The sequence below is a fragment of the Rhodococcus sp. WMMA185 genome (assembly GCF_001767395.1).
GTDB lineage: Bacteria > Actinomycetota > Actinomycetes > Mycobacteriales > Mycobacteriaceae > Rhodococcus_F.
Genome location: NZ_CP017014.1, coordinates 2,975,492 through 2,998,424, shown reverse-complemented (window position 1 = coordinate 2,998,424; position 22,933 = coordinate 2,975,492). Strand labels below are relative to the sequence as shown.

The window sequence follows — 22,933 nt, the reverse complement described above, 5'->3', positions numbered from 1 at the left end:
ATTTGTAGTGGCTGCTCGCTACTCTCGAGTCACCTCAACATTCGAAGGGAAGTCATGTCTGATTCGGGCGAATCGCCGCGCAGCGAGGGGGACGGGGGCGACCCAGTGGACCCCCGCCGTGTGACGGCGACTCCTTTCATCGCCGCCGTCGCCATCACCGTCGCCATCCTGCTCATCATCGTGGTGTCCGGCTGGCTCTCGCCGGCCGAGGAGAACATCACGGAGGCAGATCGCATCAACCGGGTGGTTGCGGACTTCATCGCGGCGCACAACCAGAACGACACCGAAGTGCAGGAATCGCTCGTCTGTCCGTCCTGGTCCGACGACCGCTCGGCACTGAGGGGGCTGGAAGGCGAGATCACGCTGCAACAGGTGGAGTCGTCCGAGGTCAACGGCAATCGGGCACAGGCCGTGGTCCGGATCAGCGCCGCGGATTCCGGTGAGGAGTCGACCGCTACCTGGCGCTTGACGCGAGATGGGGACAACTGGCTGGTGTGCGATTGAGCCGATTCGAAAAAGGCAGGAGCAGCGAAGTTGTGTAAAGCTGGCTTGGTGAGTTACGCAGGCGACATCGCTCCGAGACAAGCATGGGAACTACTTCGAGACAATCCCCGGGCCGTGCTCGTCGATGTGCGGACGGACGCCGAGTGGAAGTACGTCGGAGTTCCCGACATCTCGTCCCTAGGCCGCCAGACGGTGCTGGTCGAATGGGTGACCTATCCATCGGGTGCGCGTAACGACAACTTCGTGGACCAGCTGAAAGAGGCGGGGATCTCGGGTGGCGACGACGCCCCCGTGATCTTTCTCTGTCGCTCGGGCCAGAGGTCCATCGGTGCGGCGGAAGCCGCGACAGCGGCGGGCATCAGTCCGTCGTACAACGTGCTCGACGGTTTCGAAGGCGCGCTCGATGCCGAAGGTCATCGTGGAGCGGTAGGTTGGCGGGCGCTGGGCCTGCCTTGGAGGCAATGGTGAGTTCAATTCCTTCGGGTGGCGCGTTTGAGAAGGCGCTGCCGAGTGACATCGGTCGGGGCACGATCAGCGTGCGTGGTGGAACCCTACGATCAGGTTTCGAAGAGACGTCCGAGGCGATCTTCCTCAACTCCGGCTTCGTTTTCGAGAGTGCGAGTGCGGCCGAGGCGTCGTTCACCGGTGACATCGATCATTTCGTCTACTCCCGGTACGGCAACCCCACCGTGAAGATGTTCGAGGAGAGGCTGCGCCTCGTCGAAGGCGCTGAGGCCTGCTTCGCCACGGCGAGCGGCATGTCGGCGGTGTTTACCGCGCTCGGTGCCCTACTGAAGGCCGGTGACCGTCTGGTCGCCGCGCGTAGTCTGTTCGGCTCATGCTTCGTGGTGTGCAACGAGATCCTTCCCCGCTGGGGCGTTGAGACGGTGTTCGTCGACGGTGAAGACATCGACCAGTGGGAGCAGGCGCTGTCGGTGCCGACCACTGCCGTGTTCTTCGAGACGCCGTCGAACCCGATGCAGACCCTCGTCGATGTTGCGCGGGTCGTCGAAATGGCACACGCCGCGGGTGCAAAGGTGGTGCTGGACAACGTCTTCGCGACGCCGATATTGCAGCACAGTCTGGAATTGGGTGCCGACGTCGTCGTCTATTCCGGTACCAAGCACATCGACGGTCAGGGCCGAGCCCTCGGTGGGGCGATCCTGGGATCGAAGGAATACATCGAGGGCCCGGTGCAGGAACTCATGCGCCACACCGGTCCGGCACTGAGCCCGTTCAATGCCTGGGTTCACCTCAAGGGCCTCGAGACGCTGCCGATCCGGGTCCGTCACGCCGCCGCCTCCGCGCTCGAGATCGCACGGTTCCTGGAAGGTCATTCCGCTGTCGAATGGGTCAAGTACCCATACCTCGAGTCGCACCCACAACACGAACTCGCGAAGAAGCAGATGAGTGCCGGCGGCACCGTGGTGACGTTCGCGTTGAACGCATCAGAAAACGAAGCGAAGAAGCGGGCGTTCGAACTCCTCGACGCGCTTCGGTTGGTCAACATCTCCAACAATCTCGGCGACGCGAAGTCGCTGATCACCCACCCGGCCACCACCACCCACCGGGCGATGGGGCCGGAAGGGCGTGCGGCCGTGGGTATCACAGACGGAGTAGTCCGGGTGTCCGTGGGCCTCGAGGACACCGCAGACCTGCTGTCAGATTTGGGGCAAGCGCTCGGCTAGAGATCGAGGCTCGTGGCCGGCGCGACGGAGTCGAGCCGCTTGGCGGTGGCCTGGTCCCGTGTGGCGTAGTGCTGCGCGCACTCACCGATCGTGTTGGACAGCTTCGAGATGTTGCGCTGCAGCAGCTCCCGGCGTTTGTCCAGGTATGCGGTGAACTCACCGAACGCGGCGGCGCAGGCATGCGTCCACGCTGCGCTGGAGTCGGAGACGGCCCTGTCCGTGGCGGCAAGCCATGTCGAAGCGTCATCGAACAGTGAGTCCAACTGCGCGGCGGCCGTCCGCAGCGCGACGGTGTCGACGTCGGTGAAGTGGTTCACTTGCGCCCCCTCGTGTTCGTACTGGGGCGCACGCGCCCTGTGTGCATCGTCGGTTACGCTACGCGGACGTCTAGGAATCCTGGGGGAGGATTGTGGATCTCGACGACATTGCGCAGTGGGACACCGTGGCCCTGGAACAATTGGAGCAGTCGCTCACGTCGCGGTTGCGGGCGATCGCGGATGTGCGCAGACGTCTGGACGACGTCGGACGTTTGCCGCAGTGGCGCGGCGAGGCAGCGGAGGCGGCACGCACGCAGTTCCAGGTGATAGCCGATGACCTGACCCACGAGTCCGCTGCGATCGGCGCGGTGAAGCAGGTGGCAGGAGAGACCCTCGATGCGGTCGTACACCTGAAGAAGGAACTCGGCCGAATCAGAGAATCGGCCGCAGCAAGCGGGATGGCCGTCGCGCGCAACGGGGATGTCGCCGACTTGCCCGGTCAGCCGGAGGACGCCGGGGCAGATGCCGGACGTGAGCGCCTTCGTGCCGAACTTCGAGCCGCTTCGAGAGCGTTGATCCGGCAGGCCGAAGATATCGATGCCGACGCCGCCGATGTCATGAAGAGGGCGGCGAGCGGCGACATCGGAGCACCCGATTCGGCCGACGGCAACGCTGCGGCCGCCTTCGGTGAGCGGCAAGGGCATCTGTCGGCGCCCGCGCCTCCACCCGGCGGCTCCCCACTCGACAACCGCGAGTACTGGGACGCGATGCCGCAGCAGCAGAGACGCGAGGTCATCGAGCAACATCCGGAGTGGGTCGGCAACCGTGACGGCATCCCGGCGGGGGTGCGGCACGAGGCCAACGTGGGCCGGTTCGATGACGAGCGAACGAGGTTGGAGACCGAGAGGGATCAGCTCCGCGCAGACCTGGACGACAACATGTTCGGCGGCCTGTTCACCGCAGACGATGCCGAGCTGTGGTACGTCGAGCAGAAGCTGGAGGATCTCGACGATCTCGAGAAGCTCGTCAGCGAGTACCCGGATGGAAAGTTGATGTTGTTCGATCTGCAATCCGGAGAACGTGGAATGGCCGCATTCGCTTTGGGTGATCCCGATACCGCCGACCACGTGTCTGTCACCACGCCGGGTGTCAACACCACGATCTCCTCCCTCGAGGGCATGACCGAAGAGGGAAAGGCGCTGAAGGCGGAAGCCGAGAGGCAGCTCGACAACGCCGGCCGGGGGAACGAGACCGTGGCGACGATCGCCTGGTTGGGATATCAGCCGCCGACTTCTTCCGGGCCGGGCAACTACGATGTGCCGTTCATCGATCAGGATCTGGGCCGCGGGTGGCTGATCGACTCCTGGCAATCGGACCGGGCCGTCGCAGGTGCGCCGAAGCTCGCCTCGTTCTACGAGGGGATCGACGTGGCTTCGCACAAAGCCGATCCGCACATCACCGCCCTCGGGCATTCCTACGGGTCGTACACACAGGCCTTGGCTCTGCAAGATCCGGGACCGGGACAGCCGGTGGACCATGCGGTGTTCTATGGATCGCCAGGAATAAATGCGAACGACGAACCCGATCTGGGGTTGGTGCAGGGGCACGGGTTCGTCATGCGTGCACACGACGACCCCATCTCGGTGGTCGACGGATTCGGCAGGCTGGGTCCGGACCCGGTCCAGACAGGCCTCGAGCAACTCTCGGTACGAGAAGCGACGACACCGGACGGTGTGCTTCGGGAGGATGCCAACGGGCACAGTGAGTATCCGCGGCCCAGTGGCAACGGTGAGCTCAGGACGTCCGGGTACAACATGGCTGTCATCGTCGCGGGTCTGCCGGAACTGGCGGTGCGGTGACGGTGCGGAATCGGCGGGTACGGAAGGTGGTCGGCGCGGTCTCCGCGGCGGTCCTGGTGAGCGGATGTGGTGGTGTGATGGAAAATCCGTACAACTTCAGTGACGAGGAGATCGCGGAGGCGGCGGAGAAAATTCAGGCGTGGCCGTCGCTCGAGGATACCGAGCGCTTGGTCACCGACGTCGTGGTGAAGATCGGCGAAGTCACCACGGAGATCGCCCCCGCCGTGCAATTTCGATGGCACCGCGAGCGAACCTCTGGGGGCGGTTGTCCGGGCCCCTTCGCGTACACGGACGGGTTGTCGATCACCACGCAGTCACTGCTCTCGGACGTACCGATCGGTGACGCAGACTGGCAGGCCGTCCTCGACGCGGCTCGAGAGATCGCGACTGAGGCGGGAATTGATCAGATCGAGGTGCTGGTCGATCAGCCCGGACGCCACGATGTGACGTTCTTCAGTGCCGACGGAAACCGAATCACCTTCGGCACCTTCAAGGCTGCGTCGATCAGGGCGATTACCGGCTGCCGGCGCCTGTGAGGCGCCTGTGGCGCCCGTAGCGGCCAGGGAGCGTCGCGAGTAGCGCCCCTCGCTCAGGCTCGAGGAGAGGGGCAATACTCGCTGCGCGAGAGGTTATTTCACGAGCTCGAGGAGCCTGACACGAAGGCGATACCGACGCTCGGCCCACCGCCGGGAAGCTGGATGGCTGGACTCTTGTTGAAGTTGTATGGCGTAGTGTCCAAAGACGCCATGGGAAGGGTGACATTGTCTTGACGAACCTCGTGCGGGTTTACCCCAATTCCGCGAGCGCCGGGGGCATCGACAACGTAGAAGGTATCGAGTAGGGACTCTCCCGTCGCTAGGAATTTCGCCGTGGGCGAACCCACCGCGTTGGAGTCGTATACGCGCCGGTACTCGATGAAATTCTTGAATCCGATCTTCCCTCCCTGGTAAAAGGTCTTGATTTGAGCCGCTTCGTAGATCGGGATTCCCGCCCTGTGGGCTGCGAGCAGCGTATGGCCGCTCATCCCCTGCGGGGCGGCGAGGTCGCCCACGGAGGCGCTGGCCGCGAACGCGGTGATGGGCGCCAATGGATCTGAACTCGGTGCGGCGGACACCGGAGATGCTGCTCCGACGATGACAGCAGACGACAGTGCGACCGCAGCAGCGAGCTGCCTGGACCTACTTACTTTCATTCCGTTCGTTCCCCTCTCTCGGTTGAACGATTGCACCTACATTCCTGGACACGCACATCAACTGCCGAAGAGATCTCCGATTCCGGGTGCCGGCGCATCTGCCGGAAGCATCAGAACACGCTCGTTCGGTCCATCGTTGACGTAGACCTTTCCCTCGCTCACAGCAATACCACCACCGAAATCGAAGTTGCGGAACGGTACTACCGTCGCGGGCGATGTGCCGTCGCCGATCTTGCGAACGCCCACGTCCGTCGGCGGTGGGGCGCTCAATGAGCCGAACCCGGAGGGGAGGCGGACGCTCTCGCTGATGTAGACGTCTCCGTTCTCGGCAGCGAGGTTCATGATCTTGTCGTCGGGCCGGAACGGCAGCACGGTGGGTTCCGACGCTCCCGCCGCCAACTCGAGCACTTCGAGAGAGTGGAAGTCGGTGATGTAGACGTCTCCGTTGTCGACCGCGATCGCGCGCGGGCATGTGGAATCGAACGACAGCAACTCGGTCTGTTCCGATTCGCCGGCCGCCAACTGGACCACTCGCATGTTGTAAGAGTCGGCGACGTAGACATTGCCGTTCTCGACGGCAACTCCCATAGGCTGCTTCAGGTCGTTGAAGGGCAGTGCCGTCGGGGCCGCTTCGCCCGCTGCGAGCTCGAGGATTTCGCTGGTACCGGTATCAGCGACGTAGACGTTGCCGTTCTCGACCGCGACCGCGCGCGGATCCACGAGCCCGGTGAACGGCAAGGTGATCGGGCGGTCCTCTCCGACGCCGAGTTTCAGCACGTTCTTGCTACCGCCGTCGATGACGTAGACGTCTCCCTGATCGACGGCGATGCCGCGCTGCCAGCGGACGCCAGGAAACGGAAGTGCCGTCTGACCAGCAAGAGGGACACCCAGGTCACGCAGCGTCTCGATCGCTGCAGCACTCAGGTCAGACATCGGGTCGGCGGAAGCGGGGGCAACCCCCGTGATCCCTACCCCTACCGCGATCGCCGTCGCCGCAGCCAGTCTCGCGGTGTACCTTCTGCCGTCGAACATTGTTCCCCCGCCCCTGATGTGAATGCCGAAGAGCCGCACTCGAGTGTCGAAGCTCGGCGGACTCGCCGCGCCGAGGACGCTCACGGTCATCATGTCGAGCGCGACATGGATTTCGTTACATCGACGGGTTCAGCTGCTCCCGCGGCCGAAGGGATCCGCGGTGCGTCCCACGAGATCGGCAACCGAATTCACTACCGCCGTGGGACGGTAGGGGAACAACTCCACCGATTCGGGCGTCGAGATCCCTGTCAACACGAGGATGGTCTGCAACCCGGCTTCGAGTCCGCAGACGATGTCGGTGTCCATTCGGTCGCCGATCATCAGTGTGTTCTCCGAGTGTGCGCCGATGGCGCGCAACGCCGAGCGCATCATCAGCGCGTTGGGCTTGCCGACGTAGTACGGGTCGCGGCCGGTGGCCCTACTAATCAGTGCCGCAACGGATCCGGTAGCGGGAAGCGAACCGTAACGGGACGGACCGGTGGGGTCCGGGTTGGTGGCGATGAAGCGGGCACCCCTCTCCACCAAGCGAATCGCAGTGGTGATGGCCTCGAACGAATAGGTGCGGGTTTCTCCGAGGACGACGTAGTCCGGGTCGTTCTCGGTGAGGACGTAGCCGATGTCGTGCAGCGCAGTGGTGAGTCCGGACTCGCCGACGACATACGCGCTGCCGCCCGGTCGCTGATTTGCCAGAAACGTTGCGGTGGCCAAGGCGGAGGTCCAGATCGATTCTTCGGGGATGTCGAGGCCGGTACGGAGCAGGCGGGCGCGCAGGTCGCGTGGGGTCCTGATCGAATTGTTCGTCAGGACGATGAAAGGGGTGCCGGATTCCTGGAGTTCTGCAAGCAACGCGTCGGCGCCGGGAATCAGGTGCTCTTCGTGGACGAGCACGCCGTCCATGTCCATCAGGTAGGTCCAGCGAGGGTTCTCTCCGTCTGTGCTCACTCGTCCAGTATGGAGGAGTATGCAGATCAGAAGCGACTACCCGAGAAGTCGCCAGAGGCCGACGAGGCCGACGACGACGATGGCTCCTCGAAGGGCCTTGGGTGACAGTCGTCGACCGTAGCGGGCGCCGAGCACACCACCGAATAGTGAGCCGGCCGCGATGAGGCCTGCCGCGGCCCAGTTGATCCGGTCGAAGGCCACCAGCGTGTAGGCGGCCGCGGCCACCATGTTGACGATCAGTGCGAGTAGGTTCTTCGCAGCGTTCATCCGCTGAAGGCTTTCGGGCAAGATCGCGCCCATGACACCGATGAGCAAGATTCCCTGTGCTGCCGTGAAATAGCCGCCGTAGACGCCCACCGCGAACGTGCCGACTGTCAGCAGGATCAGGCGCGGGGCGCTCAGACCGGCCTCGTGACTGCCGCGTTGCTTGGCCCATGCCTGGATCTTCGGCTGTAGCACCACCAGGATCAAGGCGAGGGTGAGTAACACCGGGACGACGAGCTCGAACACGGTTTCGGGTAGATGCAGTAGAAGCCACGAGCCGAGAATCGCGCCGCACAGCGACGCCAGAATCTGCCACCGCAGGCGCCTGCCCTGGCCCACCAGCTCTCGTCGGTACCCCCAGGTGCCCGATACCCCACCGGCCACCAAACCGATCGCGTTCGACATCGTTGCGGTCACGGGAGGGAGGCCGAACGCCACCAGGGTCGGGAAAGTGATGAGGGTGCCGCTGCCGACGACCGCATTGATCGCGCCCGCACCCACGCCGGCAACGAGGATTACAAGCGCTTCGAAGGGTGGCACCGAGGCGACGCTACCGGGGCGTGGAGGATCACCGGCAGCGCGGGTGTGAACCGACCATGATTGAAAATTCGCCCGATGGGGCATTCTGGCCGAATGGACACAGCAGAATCACCTGTGCCCGAGTCTTCTGATGGGCTGATCGAGCAGTTGCGGCAGTATCTGAGTTCGATCACCTCCACAGAACTCGGCCCCGACGACGATTACTTCACACTCGGATTGGTCAGCTCGTTGCGGGCCCTGGAGATCGTCACCTACATCGAGGGAACCCACGGCGTCGTGGTCGACGTGGAAGACCTCGATCTCGACAATTTCCGTACTGCGGCGCGGGTCGCCGGGTTCATCCGCAGAAAGCGGAGCGAGAAGTCTCCCGTGTCGGACGGGGAGGCGAAGTGACCGGTGTCGACTCACTGCTTGCCTCCGCGGAGAGGGACGCTGCCACCTGGGACGAAGCGGGGCTGCCGGTCGATGTCATCGCCGACGCGGCGGAGGCCGGGATCCTGGGCCTGGACCGGTCGAAAGACTACGGCGGCTTCGGCCTGACCGCCGCCGAAGTCGGTTCGATCGCGGAGAGGTGCGGAGCGCTCTGTACGTCCCTGCGATCGCTGCTCACAGTTCAAGGATTGGTAAACGCCGCCGTCGACCGGTGGGGCACGGCGGAGCAACGGGCCAGTTGGCTGCCCGCTCTCACGAGCGGTGAACTGATCGCCGGGTTTGCGGCCACCGAGACGGGTGCAGGGAGCGATCTCGCATCGGTGAGTACCAGATTCGAGGCGCACGGTTCGGATCATCGGATCTCTGGTCGGAAATTGTGGGTTACATTCGGTGAGGTGGCGGATGTGTTACTGGTGCTCGGACGGTCGTCGGCGGGGCCGACGACCGCTCTCGTCGAGACCAAGTCGCCCGGAGTCCGCGCCGAGCCGATCCACGGACAACTCGGTATGCGAGGCGCCCGGCTCGCGCATATCGAGCTGGACGAGGTCGTCGTCCCTCAGGATCACCTGATTGCCCCGCCGGGTTTCGGGTTGTCGCACGTCGTCGGCACCGCCCTGGACCACGGTCGGTACACCATCGCGTGGGGTTGCGTCGGGATGTCGCGAGCATGCCTTGCCGACGCCGTCGCGCACGCCTCCACCCGGGTGCAAGGCAACACCGTGCTGTCCGAGCACGATGGAGTACGAGCGATCCTCGGGCGCAGTTGGGTCGATGCGACCGGAGCTCGCGCCTTGTGTGATCGTGCCGCCGAACAGCGCGACGCTCGCGAGCCCACCGCCATCTTCGCGACCGTGGCCGCGAAGTTTGCCGCGTCCGAGGTCGCGGCCTCGGTAAGCCAGCGAGCAGTCCAGGTGCTCGGCGCTGCGGGATGCGCGTCGGACAGCCGCGTCGGCCGCTTCTTCCGTGATGCCAAAGTCATGCAGATCATCGAGGGTGCGACGGAAGTCGCGGAACTGCAGATCGGTGACTACGTCTTGGGCGGTGGAGCCCGATGAGTACTGCCGGACCGGTCACGATCGAATCCGCTGCGCTCTGGTTTCCCGACGACGAAGTGAAGGTGTCGGGCTTGCCGGAACTGGCCGATCTGCCGATCGCGCAGCGTGAGCACGCGCTGTCGCTGGGTATCGACACGGTGCGGACCGGCGAAGGTTACTCCGAGGTGGACCTGGCGCATGCCGCTGCCGTCGAGGCGCTCCGGAAGTCGAGTGTCGATGCAACTCAGGTCGACGCTCTGCTGCTCGTTCAGGGACGGGTTCCGCAGTACCTGCTTGCCTCCGAGGCGACCCGACTGCAACGGAAGCTCGGCGCGAGTCGCGCGTTCACGACCACGGTGGGTGATCTCGGGTGCGTCTCGATCTCGGCGGCTTTCGCTCTTGCCGCTGCGTTGCTCCGAGGTGACCCGCAATGCCACAACGTACTCGTCGTCGCTGCGGCGAAGAGCCCGACCCGATCGCGGTACCGGACACCGATGACGTTGCTGGGCGACGGTGCGGCTGCCGTAGTAGTGACGACGTCGGGAACCGGTTTGTACGAGATTCTCGACCAGATGGTACTCAGTGACGGGCGGTACTCGGATCTCTTCCGCATCGACTACCAGGATGTCCGTGCAGCGGATTGGGTAGAGGAGTGCGCCGACGAGCCCACATATTCGTTTCGTCTCGCTGTCGAGAGCCGCAAGCGGTTCACCGAAATCAACGCGGAAATTCTCACTCGGAACGGACTGGAACGAGATGCAGTCGGTGTCTTTTTGATGCAGAACCTGTCTGTCGGTGCGTTCGCCTTCTGGGGGGAGGCGCTCGACGTCACGATCGATCCCATCTGCCGAGAAAACCTGGCCAGGTTCGGTCACCTCGGATCCGTCGATATCGCGCTGAACCTCGAACGTGCGGCGAGCGCCCAGGCGCCGGGAGAGCACACCCTGATCATGAACAGCAGTCCGGTTGCGGCGTGGAGTACCGCACTTCTGCGCAGACTGACCGACGCGCATCTTGGTGGGAAGTGATTACGGTGCAGCAGCCGGTGAAGTGCATGGTCTGGGATCTCGACGACACCGTCTGGGACGGTGTGGTGCTCGAACAGGATGCGGCGGTGCCCACACCGGAGGCCCTCCTGGCTCTGGAGGTTCTCGACCAGCGCGGAATTCTGCATGCGGTGGCGAGTCGAGGGGAGTACGAGCCCGCCGCCGCCCATTTGCGAACTCATGGAATCGAGGAAATGTTCAGCGCTGTGGAGGTCGGTTGGGGGCCGAAATCGGTCTCCGTGCGCCGGATCGCAGAGCGACTGAATCTCGGCCTCGATGCTATCGCCTTCGTCGACAACGACCCCTTCGAGCGTGCCGAGGTGTCCCGGGCACTGCCCCAGGTGCGGTGCTATTCGGCCGAGAAAATTGCCACCTTCCCGGACCTTCCGGAGTTGACGCCGTCTCTGATCACCGAAGAGTCGAGGCAGCGGAGGGCCCTGTATCGCGCGGAACGGACCCGACAGGAGGGTGAACAGGAGTTCGTGGGCTCGAGTTCGGAATTCCTGGCGTCGCTGGAGCTGGTCATGACCGTCCGCAGAGCGAACGAGGACGACTTGGCGCGCGCCCACGAACTGACCGTGCGCTCGAATCAGCTCAACACGACGGGACGGACATTCGACATCGACGAGCTGCGAAGGCTGTGTGCCTCGGACGAGTACGAGGTGCTCGTTGCTTCGCTCGCCGACCGGTTCGGCGGCTACGGCACCATCGGACTGGCGGTGTCGGAGCTGACCGATCGGGACTCGGTGCTCCAACTGCTGTTGATGTCTTGCCGTGTGATGTCTCGCGGGGTCGGGACGGCCCTCATCCAGCACGTGGTCGACCGGGCGCATGCACAGGGGAGGCGGGCCCTCGCGGAGTTCGTGCCGACCGAGGTGAACCGAGTCATGCTGGTGACGTTGCGATTCTCAGGATTCGAGGTGATCGATTCGAACCCCGCTCGGATGGTGTTGATGCGCAGCGACGTTCGACGCGGGGCCCTGCCGAACGCAGGTCACGTCGAGGTTCGCTCGGAAGATGAGATGCCCTCGAAAGATGCACTGCCGTGACGGACGTGGTCATGTGTCGTGAAGTGATGCAGCAAATTCTTCTTCAGTGCAGTCGGATCCCCGACCGGATTGCGATCGCGGTGGGAGATCGGTCGTTGACGTACCGCGAACTCGATTCGGAGAGCGCGGCGCTCGCTCGACTGCTGAGCAGTGGGGGAGTCCGGCCTGGGCAGGTGGTATTGGTCCACCAACGACAGTCTGTCCGCACGCTGGTTGCGATGATCGCCGCGCTGAGGCTGGGCGCTGCGTGGTGCGTGATCGAACCGGGACATCCGGTGCGGCAACTGCGAACGTTGATCGGCGATGTCGATTGCGGTGCAATCATCTTCAGGTCGTCGGATGCAGCGACGTCGGCGGCGTCGGTCCGTGAACTGGCCGAGTGCGCGCGTGGGCTTCCGACGTTGCTCGATCTCGACTCCGATCACCCGGCGGCGGCAGAGGGGACCGAGACTCTCGACGAGGCGGTACATGCCGCGATGCCCGCCTACGTGATCACCACGTCCGGGTCGACGGGTGTCCCGAAGGCCATCGTGGCCAGCAGGGCAAATCTCTCTGCGATGGTTGCCGGCCGCAGTTACGGCTACGACGAGAGCCTCGTTGCGTTCTCCGCGTTCCGGTTCACCTGGGACGGGTCTCTGCTGATGACGCTGTGGACGCTCTGTGAGGGTGGCACGAGTGTGCTCCCGGACGCCGACGAGCTGATGAATGCAGCCGCCGTGGCCGAACTCGCACGAAAGTGGCGGACCACTCATCTGGTTGCTACCCCGTCGTTCTACCGGTTGCTGTTGCCGCATCTCGCATCACTGAGCGCGAATCTACAGCTGGTGACGCTCGCGGGCGAAGCTCTTCCGGGAACTCTGGTCGAGCAGCACCGCGCCGTGCTGCCCGGGATCGCGCTGCGCAACGAGTACGGCCCGACCGAGACCACCGTCAGCTGCCTCGCCTATTCGGTGCGCGAGGTGCCCGCATCGATCGCGCCTATCGGCCGACCACTCGGGTCGACTACGGCGTACATTCTGGGCGCGGACCTGGAACCGGTGCCGAAAGGGACGGTAGGTGATCTGTACGTCGGTGGTCCGCAGATTGCCGAAGGCTACGCATCCCGCGCGGCTGCCACAGCGCCCCGATTCGTCGCCGATCCGTTTACGAGACAATCGGGTACGCGGATGTACCACACAGGTGACCGCGCACGTGTGGACAGCCGCGGCGACATCGAGTTCTGCGGACGGATCGACGGCCAGGTCAAGGTGAGGGGGGCAAGGGTCGAGCGGCATGCGGTGGAGGCTGCCCTCGAAAGTCATCCGGCAATTCACCAGGCCGCGGTACTTGCCAGTCCCAACACGCATGGCGAGACCGTCCTGACCGCCTTCTGGGTGCCTGCTACGACGGCGACATTGCTGCCCACCACAGGAGATTTGATCGCTCATTGTTCCGAGCGACTCGTCGCCCAGGCCATGCCGGACCGCTTCGTCGCTCTGGGTGCCCTTCCTCTTGCACCGAGTAGCAAGGTCGACGAGGCCGCTCTGCGCGCACTGCTGGCGAGAGGAGGTGGTCAACGTTGACAGTGTTCAGGTTTGAAGGCAATCTCGGGTTCCGATTGAATGACGGGACCGACGAGCCTATGGTCTCGCCGCACAATGTTGCTGCTCCTGAAGATGAAGGGGGCTTTGTCGTGGATGCGGTTGCAATGGATCGATACGCCTCGCGGGGTTCTGCTGACGAACACGCTTGTGCCACGGGCCTTTCTGAGGCTTGGTTTCCGTTGTCTGCGGCGCAGTACGACATCTGGCTGGCTCAACAACTGTCTCCGGACGTGCCCCTGTGTGTCGCACACTATGTGGAGTTGCAGGGTGACCTGGATGTCGACCTTCTGCGTCGAGCCACGGTAGAGACGGCCGACGAATTCGGGTCGCCCTTTCTTCGGTTGATCGAGAGGGACGGGCACCCGTTTCAGATCGTTGACCCGTCCACTGACCGTTCGATGGGCTTGGTGGATTTCCGCGGCGAAGTCGATCCCGTCAATGCCGCTCAGCGGTGGATGCTTGCCGACTGCAAGACACAGCTGGACCTGACCCGCGACAGGCTGGTCGAGTCCTCGATTCTCCGAGTAGGCGACCAACACTACCTGTGGTACAGCAGGATTCATCATATCGCGCTCGACGGCTTCGGTGCGATGACAATGCTGAACCGTATCGCGGCCCGATACTCCGCAATCGCGTCCGACCGGGAACTTCCGCCGAACCAAGCCGCAGATCCTCAGCTTCTGTACGAAGCCGATCAGCAGTACCGAGAGTCGAGTCGGTTCGCTGCCGACCGGAAGTTCTGGGCCGACCGGGTCGCTGGACTCGGCCCCGGATCAAGCCTTGCCCGAAGGTTCGCGCCTGCGGTTGCCGCCAGTACCGATGCCGCCGCGCCGCTTTCGGATTCGGTAGCGCGAGCAGTCGCCGAAGATCACCACGTCGCTTCGGCGAAGATTGTTGCCGCCTTCGCTTGCTATCTGTCGAGGATGACTGGACGTCCGGATGTGCTCGTGCAGATCCCGGTATCGGGCCGCACGACTGCCGTCGCACGACGGTCGGGCGGCATGATGGCGGGCGCCGTGCCGCTTCCAGTGCGGCTCCGAACCGCAGACACGGTCGGTGAATTGGTCGAACGGGTGCGCCTGAGCCTGATGGGTGTGTTGCGGCACCAGCGCTTCGGCCTAGGCGACATCCGCAGGGACGCAGGTCCGGCCAAAGCTGATGGGCTGGCGGGACCGATGGTCAACGTGATGCTCTTCCGTCAGGAGCTCGCTCTCGGCCGGCTCACAGGCCAGTATCACATCATCACCTCCGGGCCGGTCGAGGATCTGCTTGTCGACGTGTACCAGAGCGGCACCCCGACCCAAACTTTCGTGCACTTTCTGGCCAACCCGAACCGCTACGAAGCCGACGAGGTTCGCGAACATCACCGCCTGTTCGTGGAGCTGCTCGACGAGTTTGTCACGGCCGACCCGGACGTCACGCTCTCGACCATCCACGAGCACACGGCCCGACTCGCCTTCTGGACCCGTGTTCTTGCTGATGCCCCCCCACTCTTGGAACTGCCGGCCGACCGCCCTCGGCCGGCTCGCTCATCCCACATCGGCGCCACGGTGGACGTCGAACTTGGTGCATACAGCCATTCCCGACTGGCCGCGATTGCCGAAGAACATCGGACGGATGTTCATACCGTGACACATGCGGTTGTGGCGTTGATGCTGTCCCGGTCGGCCCGCACCGACGATGTTGTCATCGGTGCCGCAGTACATCGTGATGCAGGTACCGCAGTAGATTTCGAGGCGAACACCACCGTGGATGCCGATGTGGTGGTGCTACGGACGCGAGTCGATACCGGCCGCCGGTTCAGCGAACTCGTCGACGGGGTGCGCGATGCGGACGCAGACGCTTTCGCCCACCGGGGCGTGAAGTTCGAGCGGATCGTCGATGCACTCGACCCCCCTCGGTCGGCTTCGCACGCACCGCTGTTCCAAGTACTCCTCGAGTTTCACTGGCAAGGTGAGGATTTCGGTTCTCTCGATACTCCACCTATCAATGACCTCGATCTACGAGTCACGGTATTCGAAGGAATCGAGAACGGTGCCCCGGCCGGACTGACGGCCCGGTTCACGTATGCCACGGACCTGTTCGATGCCGTGACGGTCGAGGGGTTGGCCCGCCGCTTCGTGCGGATTGCTGAGGCCGTCGCCGTGGACCCGTCGGTCGTGGTCGGAGACATCGACTTGCTCGAGCCGTCCGAGTGGTCTTTGCGACGTGCATCTTCCGGATCGACAGCCACCGTTGACACGACGTTGCCCGAACTGTTCTCTGCGCAGGTCGCGCAGCGCCCCGACGCCGTCGCCGTGGTGTTCGGTGACGAGCGCCTGACCTATCGAGAACTTGAGCGCTGTTCGGACCGGCTCGCCCGGCATCTCGTCTCGATGGGCGTGGGTGCCGAGTCGATGGTGGCGGTTGCCCTGCCCCGGTCGTCGGAGCTGATCGTCGTGCTCGTCTCCGTCACTGTCGCGGGGGCGGCCTATCTGCCGGTCGACGTGGATCACCTGGGTGACCGAGCTGCACTCATATTGGATGACGCGCAGCCGGCATGCGTCGTAGCCACACGGGAGACCGCAGCGATGCTGCCACCGTCTGACGTTCCGGTCGTGTTGGTCGATTCTGTGCTCGCCGATTCTGCGCCTGTCGAGTTGGAAGACCTCGATCTCGATCGCATCCCAATCGATCCGGACTCTCTCGCGTATGTCATCTACACCTCGGGCTCGACTGGACGGCCGAAGGGTGTTGCGGTCTCGCACCGGAATGTGGTCGCTTTGTTCGACAGCGTCGGGCAATTGTTCGACTTCGACGGTGACGATGTGTGGACCATGTTCCACTCACCGGCCTTCGACTTCTCGGTCTGGGAGCTGTGGGGCGCCCTGCTCCACGGTGGAAGTCTTGTTGTGGTCGATTTCGATACCAGCAGGTCACCGGCGGCGTTTCTCGAACTGTTGCACCGGGAACGGGTGACGGTGCTGAGTCAGACTCCGGCGGCGTTCTCCCAACTGACCGACGTGGCCGTCGCGGAAGATTCCTCCGAGCCGCTCCTGCTGAGGTACGTCGTGCTCGGCGGTGATGCGCTCGATCTCGCGCAGCTCGAGCGTTGGTATGCGCACTACGACGAGGATTCACCGGTACTGGTGAACATGTACGGCATCACCGAAACGACGGTGCATGTCAGCCATCTCCGACTCGACCGTTCCCTCGCCGCCCGTGCGTGGACGTCCGTGATAGGGCAGTCGATTCCTGGATTTACTGCGTCCGTACGGGATTCGCGACTGAACCCGGTTCCGGTGGGCGTTGCGGGTGAACTGTACATAGCAGGAACGCAATTGACACGTGGCTATCGCGGGACCCCTGGGCTGACCGCATCCCGTTTCGTCGCGGACGAGTCGGGGGCGCGGATGTATCGCACCGGCGACGTGGTGCGGTGGCGCCGCGACGGTCGTCTCGAATATCTCGGCCGGGACGACATGCAGGTCGAGATCCGCGGATTCCGTGTCGAATTGGGCGAAGTCGAGGCGGTACTGGGGCGGTGTGTCGGGGTCGAGCAGGCTGTCGTGACGATGCGCCCGGATCCGGTGACTGGCCCAACGCTCGCCGCCTATGTGGTGCCCGGGCCGGGCGCGTTCATCGACGCGGGGACGGTTCTCGATGTGGTGAGAGGTGCACTGCCTTCGTACATGGTTCCGGCATCGGTGACGGTTCTCGAGCGCCTGCCGCTCACAGTCAACGGAAAACTGGACCGGGCGACACTCCCAGCGCCGGTCAAGGAGTCCCGTGCGGATTTCGCAGCCCCGACTACGCCCACCGAGGAGGCGCTCGCGGAGATCTTCGCGTCGCTGCTCGATGTGTCGACGGTAGGCATTGACGACGACTTCTTTGCGCTCGGAGGGAACTCGCTGATCGCGGCGAAGATGGTGGCCCGAGTCCATGCGGTGCTCGGCGTGAGCATCGGTGTGCGCCAAGTCTTCGATACCAAGACGGTGCGCTCGCTGGCACTCCTCGTGGACCGTGCGGATTCGGAGAGCCGGCCGCCGTTGGTGGCCACCGATCGCTGCGGTCCGGTACCGGTCTCTGCGGCACAGGCGCGGATGTGGTTCCTCGATCAGTACGACGCGACGTCGCCCGCCTACAACATCGCGGCGGCTTACCGGTTGCGCGGCCGACTTGACGTCGCGGCGCTGCGAGCGGCACTGATTGACGTCGCGGACCGGCAAGAGGTGCTGCGGACGGTGTTCCCGCTGCAGGGAGACACACCGGTGCAGTCGGTTCTGGCAGCGGCGGACGCCGTCCCCGAACTCCGCGCGATGGTGGTACAGGGGGAGAGCGACCTTCGGGACGGACTCGAAGCGGCGCTGGCGACCGGCTTCGAGGTGACCAAGCAGGTTCCGCTGCGGGTACATCTGTTCGAGATCGGCCCGCTCGAGCACGTACTGGTCTTGGTGCTGCACCATATCGCGGCGGACGCGCTGTCGCTGGCTCCACTCGCGAGAGACGTAACGGATGCATATGGGGCCCGGGCCGATGGTCGCGCACCGGAATGGGATCGTCTGCCCCTGCAATACGCCGACTACACCGTCTGGCAGCGAGCGCTTCTCGGATCGGAGGATGATCCCGGCTCGCTGATCTCGCGGCAACTACAGTTCTGGCGTTCCACGCTCGCCGATGCGCCGCTCGAGACGGCCCTGCCCACCGATCGCGATCGTCCCCAGCATCGCGAACTCGTCGGTGCACGGTTCCGTTTCGATGTAGACGAAGGGCTGCACCGAAGACTGGCATCGATTGCACGAGCGCATGATGCGACGGTCTTCATGGCGGCGCACGCCGTGCTCGCGATCCTGATGTCTCGTATTACTGGCACCGACGACGTGGTGATCGGATCCCCCGTAGCCGGGCGGGCTGAGGCCGTGCTCGACGATGTAGTCGGGATGTTCGTCAACACCCTTACCCTACGCACGCCGGTCCGGGGTTCCGACTCGTTCGCGACCCTGCTCGCCGATGTCAGGGACAGAGATCTCGATGCGTTCGCGCACTCGGAGGTGCCGTTCGAGCGGGTGGTCGAGGCCCTGGATCTGCCACGCACCACCGCGCGCGCGCCCCTCTTTCAGGTGCTCTTCGAGTTCCAGGACGTGCGGCGGCCCGTTCCGGCCCTGTCGAAGTTACAGGTGGAGGAAATCGATCTCGGCATCACCGTCTCGACCTTCGATCTGCAACTGACGCTGGCCGAACAGTACTACGAGGACGGTTCCCCAGCCGGGATGAACGCGGGATTCACCTACGCCGTGGACATCTTCGATGCGTCGACCGTTCAGAGGCTCGCAGAGCGGTTCGTTCGGCTACTCGACGCCGTGCTGACCGACCCTGATGGGCCACTGGGGCGACTCGATCTACTTGCGCCCGATGAGCGAGAGGCGCTGGTTCCGGTGTGTGGTCCGCCACCCGAGGCGGCCGCGCTGCTGCCGGAGATACTCTCTGCTGCCGTCGCCCTCGACCCGTACGCTGTCGCACTGTCGTACGGCAATGCGGTGGTGTCGTATCGGGAACTCGACAACTGGTCGAATCGGGTGGCCTGGGTCTTGATCCGTCGCGGCGTCGGACCGGAAGACCAGGTGGCGATCGGACTCACCCGATCGGTGGAACTGGTTGCGTCGGTGTGGGCTGTAGCGAAGTCGGGTGCGTCCTTCGTGCCTGTGGATCCGAGCCTGCCGTCTGCGAGGATTGCCGACATCCTCGCGGATTCCGGGGCCGTTGTGGGGCTGACGATTTCCGAACAGCGGCAGCGGATGCCGGACGGGGTGGAGTGGCTGCTACTCGACGATCCTGGTCCGTCACGATATGGGGAGTCTCGGCCGATCACCGACGCTGACCGGGTGGTGCCGCTGCGTCCGAACCACCCCGCCTATCTCATGTACACCTCGGGGTCGACCGGCACGCCCAAGGGCGTGGTGATTCCCCAAGCCGGACTGCAGAATTTCACGACCGAGCAGTGCCTCCGGTACGGAACGACCAGTTCGTCGCGGGTGCTCAATCTCGCGTCTCCGGGATTCGACGCGACGATGCTGGAATATCTCATGGCGTTCGGCGCCGGTGCGCGCCTGGTGATCGCGCCGCCGGAGGTCTACGGTGGCGAAGCCCTGGCGGAACTGCTTGCAACGGAACGGGTCACGCACGTATTCACCACCCCGGCTGCCTTGGCGACGATCGATCCGCGCGGCCTGGATCTCCTTCGCAGCCTCGTGGTCGGTGGAGAACGCTGTCCTCAGGAGTTGCTGGATCGCTGGGCATCCGGACGCGCCCTTCTCGTTGGATACGGACCGGCAGAGACCACCGTGATGTCGAACATCGGCGATCCCGTGGCCGTCGGAGATCCGGTGCGGATCGGCCACCCGATCCGGGGTGTGCGTGAACTCGTGCTCGATGACTGGTTGCGCCCTGTTCCGGTCGGGGTGGTCGGTGAACTGTATGTGCTGGGGGAGGGACTCGCGCGCGGATACCACGGACGGGCGGGATTGACGGCAGCGGCATTCGTGGCGAACCCGTTCGGAACTCCGGGTTCGCGCATGTACCGGACGGGCGATCTGATGAAGTGGACACCGGACGGAAAGCTGGAGTATTCGGGCCGCAACGATTTCCAGGTGAAACTGCGGGGACAGCGGGTCGAGCCCGGAGAGATCGAGGCGGTACTTGGCCGTTGCCCGGGTATCGCGCAGTCGGTGGTCGTGGTGCGTCGCACGCCTGCCGCAGAGCCCATCCTCGTCGGATATGTGACCGCGGAGGAGGGTGTGGAACTGGACATCTCCGAAGCGATGCGGTCCGCCAAGTCCGTTCTCGCGCCGTTCATGGTGCCGGCGTCGGTGACGATTCTGGACCGATTACCGCTCGGAGCCAACGGAAAGGTCGACAGGCAGGCGCTGCCCGAACCCGAGTTCACACCCGAGATCTTCTGTGCGCCCAGCACGCCGTCGGAATCCGTGATTGCCGACGTGTTCGCCGAGGTTCTCGGCACCGACGTGGTGGGTATCGATGACGATTTCTTCGCATCCGGTGGTAATTCCCTGACAGCAACGCAAGTGGTGTCTCGGATCAACGCCGCACTCGGGACGGGGTTCGGTGTTCGGGAAGTGTTCGAGACCCCGACCGTCCGGGCGCTCGCTTCCCGGGCAACCGAGGCGACCGCTGACGGTGCGACGAGACCTGTGATGGTGGTGGCTCCACGTCCAGAGAGGGTGCCGCTCTCATGGGCGCAGCACCGGATGTGGCTGATCAATCAGATCGACCCCACCTCGCCCGCCTACAACGTCGCGACGATCATCCGACTGTCGGGTGAACTGGATCTCGCCGCAATGACCTCCGCCTTCGAAGACGTGCTGGAACGGCATGAAGCACTGCGCACCTGGTATCCGCACGGGCTTACGGGACCCACCCAGGTGATCGTCGACGCCGACCAGGTCGCCGGACTCGAGGCGACGACGGCCGAGAACACACACACCGAGGACGATCTGCGTGAGCAGATTTCGGACCTGGTGTCCACGGCGTTCGACGTCTCGGCCTCCGTCCCTCTTCGGGCTCGCTTGTTCGAACTCCGTTCAATCGAAGGCGGGGAGCGTGAGCATGTTCTGGCCGTGGTGTTGCACCACATCGCCGCCGATGGATTCTCGATGGCCCCGCTCGCTAGGGACATGATGTCCGCCTACACAGCCAGATCCGAGGGGCATGCGCCGACCTGGGAATCGCTGCCGGTCCAGTACGCCGATTACACATTGTGGCAGCGCGAAGTCCTCGGTTCGGAGGACAACCCGGAGTCGTTGCTCTCACGGCAGCTGAACTACTGGCGATCCGTCCTTGCGGACGCGCCGGCGGTGACAGGGTTGCCCAAGGATCGGGAGCGCCCGCCCCGACGATCGGCTGCCGCGGCCAGGGTGACCTTTTCGATCGACGCGGACCTGCACCGGAAGGTGGTGGCACTCGCTCGGACACACCGGTGCACGGTGTTCATGGTGGCGCACGCGGCGCTCGCAGTCCTGTTGTCTCGGTCGGGCGGATCCGATGACGTGGTGATCGGCTCACCGGTGGCGGGGCGCGGTGAGGCGGTGCTCGACGACGTGGTGGGGATGTTCGTCAACACTCTCGCGCTGCGCACCGAAGTGAAGGGGACCTTCACCGATCTGCTCGCGCGTGTCCGCGAGACCGATCTTGCTGCTTTCGCTCACTCGGACGTGCCGTTCGAAGCGGTGGTGGAGGCGCTGAACCCCACTCGATCCCAGGCATTTTCACCGCTGTTTCAGGTGCTGCTCGAATTCCGGAACACGGAGCGTCCAACCCTCGTTCTTCCGCGCCTGCAGGTCGAGGTACTCGAACCGAAAGTTGCAACGTCGCTCTTCGATCTGCATTTGGCGCTCGAGGAACATTACGACGGGTCCGCGACACCGGGTGGCACAACGGCGGGGGGCATGACGGCGGGATTCACCTACTCCACCGATCTCTTCGACGCCGAGACGGTCTCGGTTCTCGCCGATCGATTCGTCAAGATCCTCGGCGCGGTCACCACCGATCCGGAAGCGGCGGTCGCCGACATAGACCTTCTCGTCCCCACCGAGCGAACGCTGCTCGAGGAATGGGGTACAGGCGCAGGGGCCAGGGTCCTCGACTCCCGGCTACGTCCCGCCCCCATAGGTGTGGCCGGCACGGTGTACAGGGCCGACACCCGGCCAGCCGCTGCCGAGGAGGCTCGGGCTCAGGAGGCTGGGGCCGAAGAGACTGGGACGGCGAGGGATACAGCTATTACGTTCGTGGCGAATCCGTTCGGGGTGTCGGGGTCGCGGATGGTTCGTACGCAGGGACTCGCGCGGTGGATTCGTTCCGGACAACTGATCGACGTCGACACCGGCTCGGCTGAGGTGTCGACTTCCGGCTCGCAGGAGGTGTCGATCGCCGATGTCTTGGCGAGTCACCCGGCTGTTCGTGAGGCAGTAGTCCTCACGGCCGATACCGGAATAGTCGCGTTCTGGGTTCCGGTGGTCGCGGCTGCAGTGTTGCCGACAGCGGAGGACCTGCAAGAGTTCAGCGCCGAACGACTCGATTCCGAGTCGGTACCCGCGCGGTTCGTGGGAGTCGGCGCGATCCCGAGAACGGACGAGGGGAAGGTGGACGAGGCTGCTCTGCGGGCACTGATCCCGGATACCGGAGTGGCAGCCGAAGGGGCGAGGACGCAATGGACGCCGTTGCAGCGGGAGGTTGCCGGGCACTGGGCCGTGGTGCTCGGGCACGCTGACTTCGGCCGCTACGACGGCTTTTTCGACGTGGGCGGCAACTCGCATCGCGTCGTGGAGTTGCAGCGGCGTCTCGATGAGCAATGGCCCGGGATCTTGCGGGTGGGCCAGCTGTTCGACCTCGTCACCGTCGCGACACAGGCTGCAGCGATCTCGGACTCCACCCCGACAGACTCCACTTGGACAACGGAAAAGAGCACACCCGCCACCTACGAATTCTGACCCCCCTTGGAGGCATCTTGATTGGGAGG

16 protein-coding genes are annotated in these 22,933 nt (G+C 64.3%); 11 read left to right on the top strand and 5 right to left on the bottom strand.

The window, feature by feature from the left end; genetic code table 11:
• Positions 1–54: 54 nt before the first annotated feature.
• From BFN03_RS13445 to BFN03_RS13435, 3 genes are read left to right on the top strand one after another with little or no spacing between them, the layout of a single operon-like run.
• The gene (locus tag BFN03_RS13445; RefSeq protein ID WP_070379421.1) at positions 55–504 is read left to right on the top strand and encodes an Rv0361 family membrane protein; all 450 of its coding nucleotides are present in this window, start codon (positions 55–57) and stop codon (positions 502–504) included.
• Between the two features lie 48 nt (positions 505–552).
• Positions 553–972 (top strand): rhodanese-like domain-containing protein, encoded by a 420-nt coding sequence (locus BFN03_RS13440; RefSeq protein WP_070380910.1) that lies wholly within the window; start codon positions 553–555, stop codon positions 970–972.
• Positions 969–2,192 (top strand): O-succinylhomoserine sulfhydrylase, encoded by a 1,224-nt coding sequence (locus tag BFN03_RS13435; protein ID WP_084385780.1) that lies wholly within the window; start codon positions 969–971, stop codon positions 2,190–2,192. The genes BFN03_RS13440 and BFN03_RS13435 overlap by 4 nt, the downstream gene beginning before the upstream one ends.
• Here BFN03_RS13435 and BFN03_RS13430 read toward each other — a convergent pair.
• Positions 2,189–2,509 (bottom strand): type VII secretion target, encoded by a 321-nt coding sequence (locus BFN03_RS13430; protein WP_070379419.1) that lies wholly within the window; start codon positions 2,507–2,509, stop codon positions 2,189–2,191. The two genes, BFN03_RS13435 and BFN03_RS13430, sit on opposite strands and share 4 nt — an antisense overlap.
• Positions 2,510–2,601: 92 nt before the next feature.
• On the opposite strand from BFN03_RS13430, the gene BFN03_RS13425 reads away from it, so the two are divergent.
• Both BFN03_RS13425 and BFN03_RS13420 read left to right on the top strand, forming a co-directional pair.
• Complete coding sequence (locus tag BFN03_RS13425) at positions 2,602–4,308, top strand: alpha/beta hydrolase (RefSeq protein ID WP_070379418.1); 1,707 nt, start codon at positions 2,602–2,604, stop codon at positions 4,306–4,308.
• Complete coding sequence (locus BFN03_RS13420) at positions 4,305–4,844, top strand: LppA family lipoprotein (RefSeq protein ID WP_070379417.1); 540 nt, start codon at positions 4,305–4,307, stop codon at positions 4,842–4,844. The genes BFN03_RS13425 and BFN03_RS13420 overlap by 4 nt, the downstream gene beginning before the upstream one ends.
• Before the next feature lie 98 nt (positions 4,845–4,942).
• On the opposite strand, the gene BFN03_RS13415 is transcribed toward BFN03_RS13420, so the two are convergent.
• The 4 genes from BFN03_RS13415 to BFN03_RS13400 form a co-directional block, all read right to left on the bottom strand.
• A complete protein-coding gene (locus BFN03_RS13415) occupies positions 4,943–5,500 on the bottom strand; it encodes a hypothetical protein (RefSeq protein ID WP_070379416.1) in 558 nt (185 codons plus the stop codon).
• A 57-nt stretch (positions 5,501–5,557) separates the two neighbouring features.
• Positions 5,558–6,625 (bottom strand): hypothetical protein, encoded by a 1,068-nt coding sequence (locus BFN03_RS13410; RefSeq protein WP_070379415.1) that lies wholly within the window; start codon positions 6,623–6,625, stop codon positions 5,558–5,560.
• 36 nt (positions 6,626–6,661) lie between these two features.
• Positions 6,662–7,435, bottom strand: a complete 774-nt coding sequence (locus tag BFN03_RS13405; protein WP_070380909.1) for an HAD-IIA family hydrolase — start codon at positions 7,433–7,435, stop codon at positions 6,662–6,664.
• Positions 7,436–7,510: 75 nt separating this feature from the next.
• Complete coding sequence (locus tag BFN03_RS13400) at positions 7,511–8,278, bottom strand: sulfite exporter TauE/SafE family protein (protein WP_070379414.1); 768 nt, start codon at positions 8,276–8,278, stop codon at positions 7,511–7,513.
• 93 nt (positions 8,279–8,371) lie between these two features.
• Here BFN03_RS13400 and BFN03_RS13395 point away from each other — a divergent pair, with 93 nt between their 5' ends.
• From BFN03_RS13395 to BFN03_RS13370, 6 genes are all read left to right on the top strand, one after another.
• Positions 8,372–8,671, top strand: a complete 300-nt coding sequence (locus BFN03_RS13395) for an acyl carrier protein (protein WP_070379413.1) — start codon at positions 8,372–8,374, stop codon at positions 8,669–8,671.
• Positions 8,668–9,765 carry an acyl-CoA dehydrogenase family protein gene (locus BFN03_RS13390; protein WP_070379412.1) on the top strand — a complete coding sequence of 366 codons (1,098 nt, stop codon included), beginning with the start codon at positions 8,668–8,670 and terminating at the stop codon, positions 9,763–9,765. Before BFN03_RS13395 ends, BFN03_RS13390 begins: the two co-directional genes overlap by 4 nt.
• Complete coding sequence (locus tag BFN03_RS13385; RefSeq protein WP_070379411.1) at positions 9,762–10,772, top strand: 3-oxoacyl-ACP synthase; 1,011 nt, start codon at positions 9,762–9,764, stop codon at positions 10,770–10,772. The genes BFN03_RS13390 and BFN03_RS13385 overlap by 4 nt, the downstream gene beginning before the upstream one ends.
• A 26-nt stretch (positions 10,773–10,798) precedes the next feature.
• Positions 10,799–11,839, top strand: a complete 1,041-nt coding sequence (locus BFN03_RS13380; protein ID WP_442971887.1) for an HAD-IIIC family phosphatase — start codon at positions 10,799–10,801, stop codon at positions 11,837–11,839.
• Complete coding sequence (locus BFN03_RS13375; protein WP_070379409.1) at positions 11,836–13,401, top strand: amino acid adenylation domain-containing protein; 1,566 nt, start codon at positions 11,836–11,838, stop codon at positions 13,399–13,401. The genes BFN03_RS13380 and BFN03_RS13375 overlap by 4 nt, the downstream gene beginning before the upstream one ends.
• Positions 13,402–13,526: 125 nt before the next feature.
• The gene (locus BFN03_RS13370) at positions 13,527–22,904 is read left to right on the top strand and encodes a non-ribosomal peptide synthetase (RefSeq protein ID WP_070380908.1); all 9,378 of its coding nucleotides are present in this window, start codon (positions 13,527–13,529) and stop codon (positions 22,902–22,904) included.
• Positions 22,905–22,933: the final 29 nt, after the last annotated feature.

What these genes read in the sequence shown, in the direction of transcription:
- BFN03_RS13445 (WP_070379421.1), top strand. Translation starts at nt 55, where the DNA reads ATGTCTGATTCGGGCGAATCGCCGCGCAGCGAGGGGGACGGGGGCGAC.
- BFN03_RS13415 (WP_070379416.1), bottom strand. Translation starts at nt 5,500, where the DNA reads ATGAAAGTAAGTAGGTCCAGGCAGCTCGCTGCTGCGGTCGCACTGTCG.
- BFN03_RS13410 (WP_070379415.1), bottom strand. Translation starts at nt 6,625, where the DNA reads ATGATGACCGTGAGCGTCCTCGGCGCGGCGAGTCCGCCGAGCTTCGAC.
- BFN03_RS13405 (WP_070380909.1), bottom strand. Translation starts at nt 7,435, where the DNA reads ATGGACATGGACGGCGTGCTCGTCCACGAAGAGCACCTGATTCCCGGC.
- BFN03_RS13395 (WP_070379413.1), top strand. Translation starts at nt 8,372, where the DNA reads ATGGACACAGCAGAATCACCTGTGCCCGAGTCTTCTGATGGGCTGATC.
- BFN03_RS13385 (WP_070379411.1), top strand. Translation starts at nt 9,762, where the DNA reads ATGAGTACTGCCGGACCGGTCACGATCGAATCCGCTGCGCTCTGGTTT.
- BFN03_RS13380 (WP_442971887.1), top strand. Translation starts at nt 10,799, where the DNA reads ATGGTCTGGGATCTCGACGACACCGTCTGGGACGGTGTGGTGCTCGAA.
- BFN03_RS13370 (WP_070380908.1), top strand. Translation starts at nt 13,527, where the DNA reads ATGGATCGATACGCCTCGCGGGGTTCTGCTGACGAACACGCTTGTGCC.